Origin of the sequence: Streptomyces sp. NPDC001530 (assembly GCF_042894545.1) — a bacterium.
Classification (GTDB): Bacteria; Actinomycetota; Actinomycetes; order Streptomycetales; family Streptomycetaceae; genus Streptomyces.
In genome coordinates this window covers 118620-134062 of sequence record NZ_JBIAVS010000022.1, presented here as the reverse complement: position 1 = coordinate 134062, position 15443 = coordinate 118620, and the positions used below count along the sequence as shown (strand labels likewise).

Genomic DNA, 15443 nt, shown 5'->3' with positions numbered 1-15443 from the left:
TCACTGCGCCGCGGGCTTCTGCAGATCCTTCTGCAGGTCCTTCAGCGCCTGCGCGCTGCTCTTGCTGCCGGTCAGGGCGGCGTACGCCTCCTGCTGGATCGCCGAGGTCACATCGCCGTACTGCACGACCCGCGGACGCGGCACGGCGCGCAGGATGGACTCCTTGAGCACCGGCAGGTACGGGTACTGCTTGATCAGCGCCTTGTCGTCGTACAGGGAGGCATACGGCGGGGCGAGGGAGGCGTCCTTGAGGAACGTGGCCGTGTTCTCCTCGTTGCTGAAGAACTTCATGAAGTCCAGGGCCGTGGCCTTGTTCTTGGCGAAGGACGACAGGGCCAGGTTGTGACCGCCCAGGCTGGATGAGCCGGGCCCGCTCAGGCCGGGCAGCGGCGCGACCGCGTACTTCCCCGCTATCTCGCTCTTGCCGGCCAGGGAGTACACGTACGGCCAGTTGCGCAGGAAGATCAGCTTGCCGGACTGGAACGCCTGGCGGCCGTCCTCTTCCTGGTAGGTGATGGCCTCCTTGGGAATCGTCCCGTCCTTGACGGAGCCGACGAGGAAGTCCAGGCTCTTCTTCGCCTCGGGTGTGTCGACGTCTGGCTTGCCGTTCGCGTCGGTGACGACGCCGCCCGCCGAGTTCACGGCCTCGGAGAAGTTCACGGTCAGGCCCTCGTACTTCTGGAACTGACCGGCGTAGCACGACATGCCCTTGGCCTCGGGCAGCTTCTCGACCTTGGCGCAGTCGGACTTCATCTGCGCCCAGGTCGTCGGCGGCTCGGTGATGCCGGCCTTCTTCAGCAGGTCGGTGCGGTAGTAGAGCATTCCGCCGTCCGAGCTGGCCGGGGCCGCGTAGAGTCCGCCGCGGTACTTCGCCGTCTCGACCACCGGCTTCAGCATCTTCTGCAGCGGGAACTGCTTCTCGGGCAGCCGGTCGATCCATTGGTGGGCGGCGAACTCCGAGGTCCACACGACGTCGAGGGAGAGCACCGTGTAGGCGTCGGACTTCGTCTCCGCGTTCTGGATCATCTGCTGGCGCTGCGCGTCCGCGTCCGTCGGCAGCTGGATGAAGGTGACCTTCTCCTTGGGGTGCAGCTCGTTCCACCGGTCGAGCATCGGCTGGACGGTGCCGGTGGTGTCCTTGCCGGCCACGTACGTGAGGGGGCCGCGGCCCTCGAACGACGTCGCCCCGGCCTGCGCGGAGCCACCGCCGCCGGACGAGCCGCAGCCGGTGAGGAGGAGCCCGGCGGCGGCGAACACGGCCGAACACGGAAACGCTCTGGGGGTCCTGGTCTTCACTGTCTCTCCTCTGAGATGACTGCGTTGCGAGACTGCGTTGTCACGGAACTTATAGATCAAATATGCAGGTCAAAGACATGACGATTCACTCGATGAGGACTGCTTGGGCTCCGTCGAGACAACGTTTGCAAGCTAGGGGGCGCGATTCTTGGAAGTCAATGAGTTACTTCGCGGTAATACAGTGAAGACGAGGGCCGGAGCTCATGAGAGCGCTGTCATAGCGAGCCGCACAGGACGTGCCGCCTGTGCTACCGTCCGCTCATGCCACCAGCTCAGCGGCACCCCACGATGGCTGACGTAGCCGAACGAGCCGGGGTCTCCACGTCGACCGTCTCGCGCACCCTGCGCGGCCTGTCCACCGTCTCGCCGGACGTCCGCGCCCGCGTCGAACAGGCCGCGCGCGAGCTGAACTTCGCCGTGTCGCGGCAGGCTGCAAGCCTTGTCACCGGCCGGACCGGGACCGTGGCGGTGCTCGTGCCCACGCTCAACTCGTGGTTCATGGGATCGGCCCTGTCCAGCCTGGGTCCGCTGCTGCGGGCGGCGGGTATGGAACTGGCCGTCTACGTGATCCCCGACCTGGCCGAGCGCACCTCGTTCTTCGAGCGCCTTCCGGCCCGGCGCAACGCCGACGCGCTTCTGGTGTTCTCCTTCGACCTCACCGACGAGGAGACCGCGCGGCTGGACAACCTCGGCATGCCGGTCATCTACGTCAGCCAGCACGTCGACGGACGACCGAGCGTCTACGTCGACGACGTGGCCGGAGCGCTGCACGGCACCCGGCATCTGCTCAACCTCGGCCACCGCCGGATCGCCTTCGTGCAGACCGTGGGCACCAGCGGTTTCTCCTTCAGCTCCAACGAGCGGCTGCTCGGCTACCAGCAGGCGCTCACCGAAGCCGGTATGCCCCTCGACGACGACCTGGTGGCCGCCACCCTGGTCGGCGACAAGCGCGGCGCCGCCGAGGTGCTCGGGAAGCTGCTCAGCCTGCGCGAACCGCCCACCGCCATCTTCGCCGAACAGGACGAGGTCGCCGTCGCCGTCATCTGGACCCTGCGCAAGACGCAGATCGCGGTGCCCGAACGGATCTCCGTCCTCGGCTTCGACGACCAGCCGCTGGCCGACTGGTTCGACCTGTCCACGGTGGCCCAGTCACCCTCGGACATGGGCCGTATGGCCGGCGAACTGGCCCTCTCGCTCATCAATGATCCGGACGCGGACCACACGCGGCACACCATCCTGCTCACCCACGTGATCCCACGGGCTACCACCGCTCCGCCACCAGCCCCTCAGCAGGAGCAGGACGGCTCCGCCGAGCGCTCACACGGCTGACGGTCCCTCACTTCGCGGGCACGACCGCTCGCGACTCCCTTCGTCCAGGGAATTCAGTGGCCCGCAAAGCATGGCGTCCGGGGGCTGCCGGCGTCAGAGCCGGCGCGAGGCACGTTTCAAGGGCGCTACTTCCGGTGACCGCGCCCTTCCGGGCGGGAGGACGGCCGCTGGTCGGGCGTCTCTTCCGGCGAGAGCCGGGACAGCGCTTCCGCCAGGCGCGCGCAGGCCTCCTCGATCTCCCGAAGAGTGCGGTTCCGCTCCGTGATGATTGCCGAGAGCAGAAGGGCCGTCAGTGACACGGTGCCGTTGAAGGCCTGCAGGATGACCATCTTGGCGAGGAGATCGTGACCGGCGAACGGCCCTGACCCGTCGGCACCCGCGTCGATCGCGACCACGGAGGCGATCAGCACACAGGGCGCGGCGCCGGCCAGCTGGAAGCGGAAGGCCGCCCAGATCAGGAAGGGAACGACGAGGAAGAGAAGTTCGACCGAGCTGTGCGTGACCGCCACGGTGACCGCTGCCGTGCCGCCCAGCAGGGCCATCGCCTCGGCCCAGCGGAGGACAGGTGTGCCGCGTGGCCACCGGGCGGTGCGCAGGGCCAGCAGGAACGGCGCGATGACCAGGACCCCCATGGCGTCGCCCGTCCACCACACCGACCAGGTCGGCCAGAAATCGTGGGCTGTCAGCGCGCCGGAGGCCACCAGGACTCCCGTGCCGACCGTCGCGCTGATCAGCATCCCGCTCAGGGCCCCGAGGAACACCAGTGCCAGAGCGTCCTGCAGCCGGTCGAGTGCGGTATGGAATCCCACACGCCGCAGGAGCAGGTAGGCGAAGACCGGGGCGAGCGTGTTGCCGACGGCGATGGCGAGCACGGGGAGGATCGACGGCCCGAGCATCACGTTGACCAGGAGCGCCCCGAGAGCGATTCCTGGCCACATGCGAAGGCCCCACAGCATCAGGATCACGAGTGCAATGCCGGTGGGCGGCCAGAGTGGCGTGACCTGCCCTCGTACCAGTTGCTGCTGCAGCCCGATCCGGGCGCTGACGAAGTAGGCGGCAGCGACGACAGCCAGCTGCAGGCCCTCGGCGGTGTACCGCCGGAGCCGCTCACCGCGCGCGACATCGATCATCTTCGCCTGCCCCAGTGGTCACAGCGGGCGAGGCGGGCCGCACCGGGGTCGTGCACGCCACGGATGCCGCTCACTCTTCGCCCTGCCGCTGCTTCTGGAGCCCTCCGTGAGGCTGCTCGTCCCTGAGCGCTCCGTAACGAAGGACAAGGACCGCGGCGTCGTCGCGGTGGCCGGTGAGATCAGCCACCTTGATCACCTGCGCGGCCAGCTCGTCCGGGGCGGTGCGACAGCCGCCGCCGACCAGTTCGGCCACCCGCTCGAGCCCTTCCTCGATCGGGTAGCTGGGGCCTTCCACCACGCCGTCGGTGAGCAGCACGAACGCGCCCACGTCGGTGAGCAGTCGCCGGGTCGACCGGTAGTTCTCGCCGGCATGGATGCCCAGCGGCAGACCGCCGTCGGTCAGGACGATGTCACAACGGCCGTCTGCCGTGGCCCAGACGGCCGGGATGTGCCCGGCGCGGGCGTCGGTGAGCTCGCTCGTGACCGGGTCGAAACGCAGGAACGAACAGGTCACGAACAGCCCGCAGTCCATGGCGACGAGCAGGTCGTTGGTGCGCCTGAGCACCTCCGCCGGGTCCGTGGTGGCGGTGGCGACGGCGCGCAGACAGATGCGCACCTGCCCCATGAGCGCCGCGGCCTCGACATCGTGGCCCTGTACGTCTCCGATCGCGAATCCCGCCGAGCCGTCCGGCATCAGAAAGCCGTCGTACCAGTCGCCGCCTATGTCCAGCCCGTCCCGCGCAGGTGCGTACCGTCCCGCCGCCTGCAGGTAGGGCAGGACCGGCAGGTCGGCAGCGAGGACCTGGCGCTGCAGCGCCGCAGCGAGCTCCACGCGAGCCTGCTGGAGCTTGATCCGGTCCAGTATCCGGCCGGTGAGATCCTCGAGCGTGTGCAGCAGCTCTGTGGTGCCACTGGACGAATCGGTGCGGCGGCGAGGCATGGCATCACACTCCGGGTTTCTTCGGAGTTGCGCCGTATGTCACGAATTCACCGTACCCCCGTTGCAGGCAGCTCATCCTGGTGGCGCACGCGGCGCGGTCGCCGCTACGACCAGCGATAACAGAACCTGAGATGATCCGGGGCCCTGACGCTGCGAGTGGTTCGGCTGTCGGCGCCGCGGGTGCCGGCGAGGAAGACCTGGATACGGTCGCCCTGGGCAGGACGCGGACCGCAAACTCGCGCGGACTTGTCTGGGACGTCGCCCGAAACCGCCGAGGATCGACCGGATCGCGCAGGAATCGCTCTCAGTGTTCTGCGGACACGGAGGAACCGCTCGGGTGGGGCCGGCGGTGGCCGTTGCGGGGGCGGGTGGTGAGGTGCGGTCGGTGCAGGTGGTGGGAGGCCGTGCGTTCGATGACCAGGAGGGCGGCGTCGTCGCCGGGCTGGTCGCCGACATGGGCGAGGAGGTCGTCGTGGATGTGATGCAGCAGGGTGTCGGGGCTGGTCGTGGGGAAGGAGGCGATCCGCTCGGCGAGCGGGTAGAAGGCGCCGGTCGGTGAGCGGGCTTCGATGACGCCGTCGGTGTAGAGCAGGAGGATGTCGCCGGCTTCGAAGGCGAACGGGTCGGGGCGGTGGCTTGAGGCGGGCAGTTCGCACATGCCCAGCGGGGGCACGGGGTGGCGGGCATGCAGGACCGTGACCTGGTGATGGCGCAGCAGCAGCGGCGGGGGATGGCCGCAGTTGATCACCTCGATGCGCGGGTCTTGGTCGGGGATGTCGAGGATGAGCGCGGTGGTGAAGTGTTCGCCCGGGTCGTGCTTGGTATCGGCCACGTCCTCCAGGTCGCGGCACACGCTCACCTCGAGCGCCGCGGCCAGCTCGGGCAACGTGGCGTACCGGTGGGCACCTTCGCGGAACGCGCCCAGCACCACCGATGCCTCGCCGATGGAGGCCAGGCCCTTGCCACGGACGTCTCCGATGATCACCCGGGTCGAGGCATCAGCGGCGCGTGCGACCGCGAACAGATCGCCCCCTATCTGGGTCTCGTCCTCTGCGGCCAGATACAGCCAGCCCACCCGCAACGGCCCGATCCGGCGGGGCGGAGGCCGCAGCAGAACCAGCTGCGCCGTCTCGGCCACCGATCGCGCGCGACTCAGCTCCCGAGCACGTCGCTCCCGCACATGGCAGACGAAGACCACCAGTGTGGAGAGCACGCACAGGGCGACGATCTGCGCGATGTGGTTGGCCGTGGTCAGCCCGCCGTGAAGCACCGCGATGAGCACCTGAGCGGCCACAGCCAGCACCCCGATCAGCGCGGTCAGCAGCGGCCCGGCGAAGGAGGCGGTGAGGGCGGGCGCGATGACCAGCAACGGACCCAGATGGACATCGACCGGGGATCGGACGTCCACCACAGTGATCACTACGATCAGTGCGAGCGGAATCGCCACCAGCCCGCGGCCCGACGACTGCTCCACGAGGCGGTCCACTGACACACGCCGGACACCCACATCCCCCATTTTGCCCCTGGTACCCGGGCACCTGCTCCCTGGAATCACGCGACGGATCCGCCCCGCCGCACCCGCAGGTCCGCTCCGCGCCGGACCCGTACACAGGCTCCGCGCCCCGGGCAAGCTCCCGCAGCAGCAGGTGCCGGGCCCCTGCACGGCCAGCCGTACACCCGTCTTCCTCGCGCCAGGCGTCAGTCGCCCTCCGGGCGCAGCGTTGCGATCCAGTCGCGCATCGCCTCGGCCGTCGTCGCGGCGTGTTCCTCGAGCATGCTCAGATGACTGCCGGGGACGTCCGCCGTGTCGTGGGGGCCCGGCCAGGGCGACCACGACGACCACTGCTCCGGCATGTGGGGCAACGGTTGCGTGGCGCGCACCAGCAGGGTGGGGACATCCGTCAGCCCCGGCTGCCAGCCGCGGAACATCCGGGTGTACGCGCCCAGCGACAGCAGCGCCAAGTCGTCCACCGCGGTGTCGAACCGCTTGCCCACCACCAGCGGGATCCGGGCCGGCAGGGCCAGCAGCCACGGCTCGGCCTCCCGGTCGGGGGTTATGTGGTAGGAGTCCACCAGGATGAGCCCGGCCGGGGGAGTGCCGTCGGCCGCCAGACGCGTCGTCACCGCGTGCGCGGCCGAACCGCCCATGGAGTGGCCCACGACGACGTACGGGCTGTCGCCAAGGTGGCGCCGCACGGTCGAGGCGTGCAACTCGGCCAGCGTTTCCAGGTCCCGCGCCACGGCATCCCCGTGGTCGACGCCAGGGTGCCGCAGCTCGAAGACGTCCCGCTCGCCGTCGAAGCAGGGGGCGAGCCCCGCGTGCCAGGGCCGGCCGAGGTTCGTGGCGAAGCCCGGAACGCACACGAGCGCCGGTCCGCCCGCGCCCGTGGCCAGCCGCAGCGGTGACATCGCGTGCCGGGCGCTCTCGTCGCGGCCGAAGGAGGGTGCGCCGAGCGACGCGGTCACCAGCAGGTGCATCGCTGCGACCACGTCGCCCGTTTCGCAGACCTTCCGATACAGCGCCGGCAGAGACTGACCGGCGCGCGGGCCACGCGCACTGCGCAGGTCCGGCGAGGGGAAGGGCGAAGGAGCGGGCTCAGCGGCGTGTGGGGGAGCGGATTGGACGGTCGTCGGGGAAGCCGGACCGACGACGGTCTGCGCCGGAGCGGACAGGGCGGTCTGCTCGGTATGCGCGCGTGCGCGATCGACGGTCTGCTCGGTATGCGTGTGTGCACGATCGATGGTCTGCTCGGTATGCGTCAGTACACGCTCCCGATCGCCTTCCGTCGGCGCGGCAGCCGCCCGTTCGGACAGCTCCCCGGTCATCTCCGCGTACACGTGGCCCGTGAGCTCCTCCGCACTCGGCCAGTCGTACGCGACGGTGGCCGCGAGCGGTACCCCGGCCAGCAGGCTCAGCCTGTTGCGCAGCAGCACGCTCATCAGCGAGTCGAGGCCCAGTTCGGGGAAGCCGCGGTCGACGGCGCTCGCGTCCGGGTGCCCGAGTATCTCGGCGACCTCGGCGCGGATCAGCTCCAGCAGGGCGGGCGCCCGCTCGGGCTCGGGTAGCGATGCCAGCTGTTCCTGCCAAGCTCCGGCGGCGCCGTCCGGCTCGTCGCCCCAGGCCGCCGCCCCGGGCGAGGCCGTCGGGCGAGCAGGACGCAGCAGCCCGCGCAGCGGCGGCGGGACCGGCGACCCGGCGGACAGTGCCCCCGGCGAGCGGTCCAGCGGCAGTGGGGCGAGCACCGGTTCGCCGCTGCCCAGCGCGGCGTCGAACAGTGCCAGTGCCTGCTGCGGCGAGACCGCCCGTACGGCGCCGCCGTGGACCCGGCCGGTGCGGGCCGCCATCCCCTCCTCGTCCGCCCACGGCCCCCAGGCCAGCGACAGTGCGGGCAGCCCGAGTGCGGCGCGGTGGTGGGCGAGCGCGTCCAGGAAGGAGTTCGCCGCCGCGTAGTTGGCCTGGCCGGGGTTGCCAAGCAGGCCGGCTGCCGACGAGAACAGCACGAAGTGCGACAGGGGCAGATCCTTCGTCAGCTCGTGCAGATGCCAGGCCGCGTCGGCCTTCGGCCGCAGCACCGTCGCCAGTCGCGCGGGGGCCATGGCATCCAGTACGCCGTCGTCCAGGACCCCGGCCGCGTGCACCACGGCGGTGAGGTGCGACCCGAACTCCTTGACAAGGGTGGTGAGTTGACTCGGCTCGGCGGTGTCGCAGGCCACCAGGTCCACCTGCGTGCCCGCTCGCCCGAGTGCGGCCCGCAGCGCCTGCGCACCGGGCGCCTGCGGTCCACGCCGACTTGCGAGCACCAGACGCCGGATACCGTGGCGGGCGACCAGATGCCGGGCCAGCAGTGCGCCCAGGGACCCGGTCCCGCCGGTGATCAGGACGGTGCCCCGGCCGAGGGAGCCCGGGTCCGCCGATCTGGGAGCGGGCGCCAGTCGGGGGACGTTCAACAGGCCGTCGCGGATGGACAGTTGGGGCTCGCCGGTGGCGACGGCGGCGGGCAATAGCCGCAGCGATTCGGGCCGATCGTCCACGTCCACGAGCGTGAGGCGCCCGGGGTGCTCCGCCTGCGCGGCGCGCAGCAGCCCCCAGACCGTGGCGGCGGGCAGGTCGGGTGTCTCGGAGGCGGCACCGCGCGTCACGACGACCAGTCGCCCGGGACCGGCTAGCCGCGTCCGCAGCAGCTCCAGGGCCCGTACGGCCAGCTCGTACGCCGCGGTGGCCGGGTCGGCGTCCTCGGTTGCGGGGGCGGACAGGGATGCCACGGCCGTCTCCGGGACGCCCACAGACGGCGACGCCCCGGCCGCCGCACCCGTGTCCGTGGGCCGGAGCACCGCGGCCACGCCCAGGTCGTCGGGATCCGTCACCGTCATGGCGGGCGCTTCGCCGGCGACCGGAACACCACTCCAGCGCAGCCGGTACAGCTCTCCGGCCGGGGCGGCACCCGTTTCCGGGACGGGGCGCGTGGTCAGCGACTCCAGCCGGGCCACCGGCGCGCCCGAGGGGGTGGCGAGGTCGAGGGCGACCGTGTCCGGGCCGGTTGTCCTGATGTGTACGCGCAGTGCTGTGGCCCCACTGGCGTACAGCGTCATGCCTCGCCAGGCGAACGGCATTCGAGGGGGACCGGAGGGCGGCTCGGCGAGCAGCCCGGCGTGCAGGGCGGCGTCGAGGAGCGCCGGGTGCAGGGCGTAGCGGTGGGCATCGGTGCCCGGCACCGGTCCCACCTCGGCGAAGAGCTCCTCGCCCCGCCGCCACAGGGCGGTGACGCCCCGGAACGCCGGCCCGTAGGCGTGACCGATGGCGGCCAGCCGGTCGTAGGCGCCGGTGAGGTCCACGGGGGCGACATCCGGGGGCGGCCACGCGGCGAGGGCGGCAGCGTCCCGGACGCCCGGAACAGCCGGGCCGAGCCGACCCGTCGCGTGGTGTGTCCAGGCGCCGAGTGCGCCGGATTCCTCCGGCCGGGAGTACACGTCCGTGGTGCGGCGCCCGGTGCCGTCCGGTTCTCCCACGACCACGTGGAGCTGGACCCGTTCCCCTTCGGTGGCGGGCAGGGGCAGCGGGGCCAGCAGGGCGAGATCTTCCACGACGTCGAGGCCGCAGGCGTCGCCCGCGTGGAGCACCAGGTCGGCGAAGGCGGCGCCGGGTACGAGGGCGGATCCGCCCACGACGTGGTCGCGCAGCCAGGGCTGGTCGGCGTCGGACAGCCACCCACTGCACAGCAATCGCTCCGTGCCCGGCACGGTGACCGTCTGGGTCAGCAGCGGGTGGCCGGTAGCGGTTGCGGGGTCGGCGGCGGAGTCGGGCAGCCAATAGCGCTGCCGCTGGAAGGGGTAGGTCGGCAGGTCGACTCGCCGGGCGCCGCTGTCCGCGTAGACCCGGCGCCAGTCCACCGGCAGGCCGTGGACATGGAGTTGGCCCAGTGCAGTGAACAGCGTGCGCGGCTCGGGCTCGGTGGTGCCCCGGCGGGCGGCGGCCGTGAACATCAGGTCGGTGCCGGCCTCGGCCAGGCCCGTCATGGCCTGGGGCGTGAGCTGCGCGTCCGGGCCGATCTCGGCGAACGCCGTCACCCGTCCCTCTCGCGCGAGCCACTGCACGGCGTCCCCGAACCGCACGGCCTCGCGGGCGTGCCGCACCCAGTACGCGGCCGACCGCAGCTCGTCCCCGGTGGCCGGGCGTCCGGTCAGCCCCGACACCACCGGGATGCGGGGCGCCCCGTACGTCAACTCGGCCGCGACGCGGCCGAATTCGGCGAGCATCGGCTCCATCAGTGGGGAGTGGAAGGCGTGGCTGACCCGCAGCCGGGCGATGCGGCGTCCGCGTACGGCGAACCGCTCCGCGACCGCGAGGGTGGGCCCCTGTTCGCCGGAGACGACGACCGCGCGCGGGCCGTTCACGGCCGCGATCGCGACCCTCTCGGTCAGCTCGCTGCTCACCTCCGCCTCGGTGGCGTCCAGCGCCACCATGGCGCCGCCCTCCGGCAGCCGACGCATCAACCGCCCCCGGGCCGCCACCAGTTCGACGGCGTCCGGCTCGGACAGGACGCCCGCGACGTGGGCCGCGGCCAGCTCGCCCACGGAGTGCCCGGCCAGGAAGTCCGGCCGCACGCCCCAGGACTCCAACAGCCGGAAGAGGGCCACTTCGTACACGAACAGGGCTGCCTGGGCGAAGTCCGTACGATCCAGCAGCGCGCCGTCGTCGGCTCCCCACAGCACCGAGCGCAACGGACGCTCCAGATGCGCGTCGAAGCGCTCGCACAAGCCGTCGACGGCGGCGGAGAAGGCGGGGAAGGCCTCGGACAATTCCCTTCCCATGCCCGGCCGTTGGGCACCCTGACCGGTGAACAGCAGGGCCAGCCGGCCGGTAGACCCCGCCGCGCGCGGCGCAGCGGACACCGCCAGGGCGTCCAGGGCGCTCAGCAGACCCTCACGGTCGTCGGCGGCCACCGCGGCCCGGTGGGGGAGCGCGGCCCGGGCGGTGGCGTGCGTGAACGCCGCGTCCAGCGGGTCGAGTTCGGGCCGCTCGCGCAGCGCGGCCGCCATCCGCACGGCCTGGGCCCGCAGGGCGGCACTGCTCGTGCCGGACAGGAGCAGCGGCGGTGCCGCCGCGCGGCGGCGGGGCGCTAGGACCGCACTGTCCTCCGCCTCTTCCAGGATCACATGCGCGTTGGTCCCGCCGATCCCGAACGCCGACACTCCTGCCCGCCGGGGACGCCCGGGCGCGGGCGGCCACTCCTGCTCCCGGGTCAGCAGCCGCACGGCGCCCGACGACCAGTCCACCCGGGGCGATGGCTCGTCGGCGTGCAGAGTGCGGGGGAGCCGGCTGTGCCGCATCGCCAGTACGGTCTTGATCACACCGGCGACACCGGCCGCGGCCTGGGTGTGCCCGAGGTTGGACTTCAACGAGCCCAGCCACAGGGGCCGTTCGGCGGGCCGGCCCGGCCCGTACGTGGCCAGCAGTGCCTGCGCCTCGATCGGGTCGCCGAGCGCGGTGCCCGTGCCGTGCGCCTCCACCGCGTCGACGTCGGCCGGGGACAGCCCCGCGTCGGCGAGTGCAGCGCGGATCACCCGTTGCTGCGCAGGCCCGTTGGGCGCGGTCAGCCCGTTGGACGCGCCGTCGGAGTTGACGGCCGAGCCGCGCAGCACGGCCAGGACCGGATGCTCGTTGCGCCGGGCGTCGGACAGCCGCTCCAGCAGGACCAGGCCGACGCCCTCACCCCAGGCGGTGCCGTCGGCCGCCGCGGAGAAGGGCTTGCACCGGCCGTCCGGAGCGAGCCCGCGCAGCCTGCTGAACGCGAGGAACGGCGCAGGCGTGGCCATCACCGTCACCCCGCCCGCCATCGCCAGCGAGCACTCGCCGTCGCGCAGGGACCGTACGGCGGCATGCAGGGCCACCAGCGACGACGAGCACGCGGTGTCCACCGTCACGGCGGGCCCGCGCAGGCCCAGGGTGTACGCGATCCGCCCGGAGGCCACGCTGCCCGCCGAACCGAGGGCGAGATGGGCCTCCAGCTCGTGCCCGCCCCGGTGCAGCAGACGGCCCGCGTAGTCGGCGTGCATGACCCCCACAAAGACACCGGTGTCACTGCCGCGCAGCCCCGACGGGTCGAGGCCCGCCCGCTCCACCAGCTCCCAGCCGGTCTCCAGCAGCAGCCGCTGCTGTGGATCGGTGGCCAGCGCCTCGCGGGGCGACGTGCCGAAGAAGGCCGCGTCGAAGTCGGCCGCCCGGTGCAGGAAGCCACCCCTGCGGGTGACGGACGTACCCGGCCGGTCCGGATCGGGGTCGTACAACCCCGCCACGTCCCAGCCGCGGTCGGTGGGAAAGCCGGACGTCGCGTCGGTGCCCTCCGCCAGCAGCCGCCACAGGTCCTCCGGCGACTCCACACCGCCCGGGTAACGGCAGGCCATGGCCACGACGGCGATCGGCTCCCCGGGCTCCGTGCGCGGCCCGCCGCCGGACGCCCGCGCGGGCCGTGGCCGGCCGCCGCCCCGCAGCGCCTCGCGCACCCACACCGCCGCGTCCACGGGTGTGGGGTGGTCGAAGACGAGCGTCGCGGGCAGATCGAGACCGGTCGCCGCACCCAACCGGTCGCGCAGCAGCACACCACCGAGGGAGGTGAGCCCGAGTTCGGTGAAGGGCCGCTCGGGATCGACGGCGTGCGCAGGCACCCCGGCCGTCCGCGCGGTCTCTTCGACTACAAGGTCCAGCACGGTGTCGGACACTGCCGCCAGCCGCTCGCGCAGCGCGGACGAGGCGGCCGCCCGCTCCGCGGCGAGCCGGTCCGCCACCTGCTCGGCGAGGGCCGGCCGGGCGATCTTGCCCGACGGGGTACGGGGGACGGACTCGGTCTCGTAGATCTCGTCCGGCACCTTGAAGGCAGACAGCCGCTCCCGGCAGTCGGCCAGCAGCCGCTCCGTGTCGACCCCGTGAGGTCCGGGCACGACGAAGGCGACCGGCACCTCGCCGAGCACGTCGTGCCGTCGGCCGACGACGGCGGCGTCGCTGACGTCGGGGTCGGCGAGCAGCACCTGCTCCACCTCGGAGGGGTTGATGTTCGCACCACCCCGGATGATCAACTCCTTGACGCGGCCGGTGACTTGGAGATGGCCGTGTGCCACGCGCCGCCCGAGGTCCCCCGTGCGATACCAGCCGTCGGTGAACGCCTCCGCGGTGGCGTCAGGACGGTTGTGGTACCCGATCATCAGTCCGGGGCCACGGACCCAGATCTCCCCTTCGTCCCCGTCAGCGAGCTCAACGCCGGTGGACGGGTCCGACAGCCGCACCGTGAGCCCGGGCAGCGGCGGACCGCTGGAGGCGTTGTCCCGGGGCCCGTCGAGCCGGTTGACCGCGATCTTCCCGCAGGTCTCCGTGGAGCCGTAGCCGTCGAGCAGGGGAGCGGCCAGCATGTCCTCGACCTCCGCCCGCAACTCCGGGGGACAGGGCGCACCCGCGCTGACGCACACCCGCAGAGAAGAGGGCACGGGGCCGGCCGCCTCCCGCAGCGAGTCCAGCAGCAGCCGGTAGGTGGCGGGCACCCCGGCCAGCACGGTGAACGGCTGCGCGGCGAGCGCCTGAGCGAGGTTCGCGCCCTTCTCGAGGAGGTGGGCACTCGCACCGACCGTGACCACGCCCAGCAGGCACAGCGAGTGGGCGTAGCAGTGGAACATCGGCAGCGGCCACAGCAGCCGGTCCCGCTCCTGCAGCCCGTACGCCGGTACGTAGGCCGCCGCCACCGACCACAGGGCGGAGCGCTGCGTGGAGACCACGCCCTTGCTCTGGCCGGTGGTGCCCGAGGTGTAGAGGATCCAGGCCGGATCGTCGAGACCCAGGTCGTCCCGGGGCGTCAGGCCCGGATCGGTCCCGGCGAGGTCCTCGAAGACGAGTGCGCCGGCGACCGGCCGGGATTCCGCGCCGGCGGCCACGATCCGCAACCCGGGTCGTCCGGCGGCCAGTTGGGCGACCCGCGGCGGCAGCGGCTCCTCGGTGACGACCAGGACCGCGCCGCTGTCGTCGAGGAAGTACGCCAACTCCTCGTCCGAAGCGGCGGGGTTCAGCAGCACCCCGACCGCGCCGGCCCGCAGCACGCCGAGACATGCCTCCACCAGCTCCACCCGATTGCCCAGATGGATCGCGACGCGGTCCCCACGCCGGACCCCGAGCCGCGCCAGGTGCCCCGCCAGTCGGCCGGTGCGTTCCTCCAACTCCCCGTAGGTGACGGCACGGCGGGCGTCCCGGTAGGCGATCTTGCTCCCCAGCCGAGCCGCGTGCTCCTTCAAGATGCCGGGCAGCGCACGCACCAACTCGCCCTGTAGATCAGCCATCCCCACCCCTTCGACCACAGCCGCTCCCGGCAACCGTACGTGAGTCGAAGTGGCGTGCCGCCCCTTGGCCGGGGTCAAGATCGCTGGGGCCACACGTAGGGTCATGCCCCGGACTGCGGCCGGCGCGCGTCCGTCTGCGATGCTGGCGTGGTGTCGACCACAGCGCGGATACCCGAGCCCGTCACCCCGGATGCGCCCACGCTTTTGCGGCGGCCGCTGCTCACTCAGCAGTGGCTCGATCTCGCCTTCCTCCACTGGGCTGTGGATCCGCACGACGTCGCCGGGCTGTTGCCGGAGGGAACCGTCCCGGATGTGCTCGGCGACGTCACGTATGTCGGCCTGGTCGCTTTCCGGATGCATCGGGTCGGCTGGCTCCGGTCGCCGGGGGTGCCGTATCTGGGTTCCTTCCCGGAGACGAACGTGCGCCTGTACTCGGTGGACGCGCACGGCCGGCGCGGGGTGGTCTTCCGGTCGATGGACGCCGCCCGGCTGGTGCCCGTACTGATGGGGCGGGCCGGCTTCCGGCTTCCGTATGTGTGGTCCCGTATGGCCGTCCGTGCCGAGGACGATGTCGTCACCTACACCAGCTCCCGGCGCTGGCCCGGGCCACGCGGCGCGTACAGCCGGATCGTCGTGCGACGGGGCGAACCGGTCGCGGAGCCCACCGAGTTGGAGCATTTCCTGACCGCCCGCTGGGGCATGCACAACACGTTCTTCGGAGACACCGGATATCTGCCGAACGAGCATCCGCGCTGGCCGCTGCACCGTGCGCAGTTGGTCGCGTGCGAGGAGAGCCTGCTCGCGGCCGCGGGAGTGCCCACGCCGCTGGGAGAACCGGTGAGCGTGCTGTACTCGCCGGGCGTCCCGGTCCGGCTGGGGCGGCCGGCTCGGCCGGGCGGCATCCCGACCCCCTGAGCGCCGGTCACAAGGGC

General features: G+C 72.1%; 7 protein-coding genes. 2 read left to right on the top strand and 5 right to left on the bottom strand.

Annotated elements, in window-relative coordinates; genetic code table 11:
- Positions 1-1296 carry an ABC transporter substrate-binding protein gene (locus tag ACFY0T_RS37880; RefSeq protein WP_388881499.1) on the bottom strand — a complete coding sequence of 432 codons (1296 nt, stop codon included), beginning with the start codon at positions 1294-1296 and terminating at the stop codon, positions 1-3.
- Positions 1297-1584: 288 nt separating this feature from the next.
- Here ACFY0T_RS37880 and ACFY0T_RS37875 point away from each other — a divergent pair, with 288 nt between their 5' ends.
- Entirely contained in the window at positions 1585-2625 is a 1041-nt protein-coding gene (locus ACFY0T_RS37875; protein ID WP_388881697.1) for a LacI family DNA-binding transcriptional regulator, read from the top strand.
- 125 nt (positions 2626-2750) lie between these two features.
- On the opposite strand, the gene ACFY0T_RS37870 is transcribed toward ACFY0T_RS37875, so the two are convergent.
- The 4 genes from ACFY0T_RS37870 to ACFY0T_RS37855 form a co-directional block, all read right to left on the bottom strand.
- The gene (locus tag ACFY0T_RS37870) at positions 2751-3755 is read right to left on the bottom strand and encodes an MASE1 domain-containing protein (RefSeq protein ID WP_388881496.1); all 1005 of its coding nucleotides are present in this window, start codon (positions 3753-3755) and stop codon (positions 2751-2753) included.
- Between the two features lie 70 nt (positions 3756-3825).
- Positions 3826-4695, bottom strand: coding sequence for a PP2C family protein-serine/threonine phosphatase (locus ACFY0T_RS37865; RefSeq protein ID WP_388881494.1), 870 nt, complete (start codon positions 4693-4695; stop codon positions 3826-3828).
- 304 nt (positions 4696-4999) lie between these two features.
- Positions 5000-6211 (bottom strand): PP2C family protein-serine/threonine phosphatase, encoded by a 1212-nt coding sequence (locus tag ACFY0T_RS37860; protein ID WP_388881490.1) that lies wholly within the window; start codon positions 6209-6211, stop codon positions 5000-5002.
- Between the two features lie 182 nt (positions 6212-6393).
- On the bottom strand, positions 6394-14511 hold the full coding sequence (locus ACFY0T_RS37855; protein ID WP_388881487.1) for an alpha/beta fold hydrolase: 8118 nt from the start codon (positions 14509-14511) through the stop codon (positions 6394-6396).
- Positions 14512-14661: 150 nt separating this feature from the next.
- Here ACFY0T_RS37855 and ACFY0T_RS37850 point away from each other — a divergent pair, with 150 nt between their 5' ends.
- Complete coding sequence (locus tag ACFY0T_RS37850; RefSeq protein WP_388881484.1) at positions 14662-15426, top strand: YqjF family protein; 765 nt, start codon at positions 14662-14664, stop codon at positions 15424-15426.
- Positions 15427-15443 lie beyond the last annotated feature (17 nt).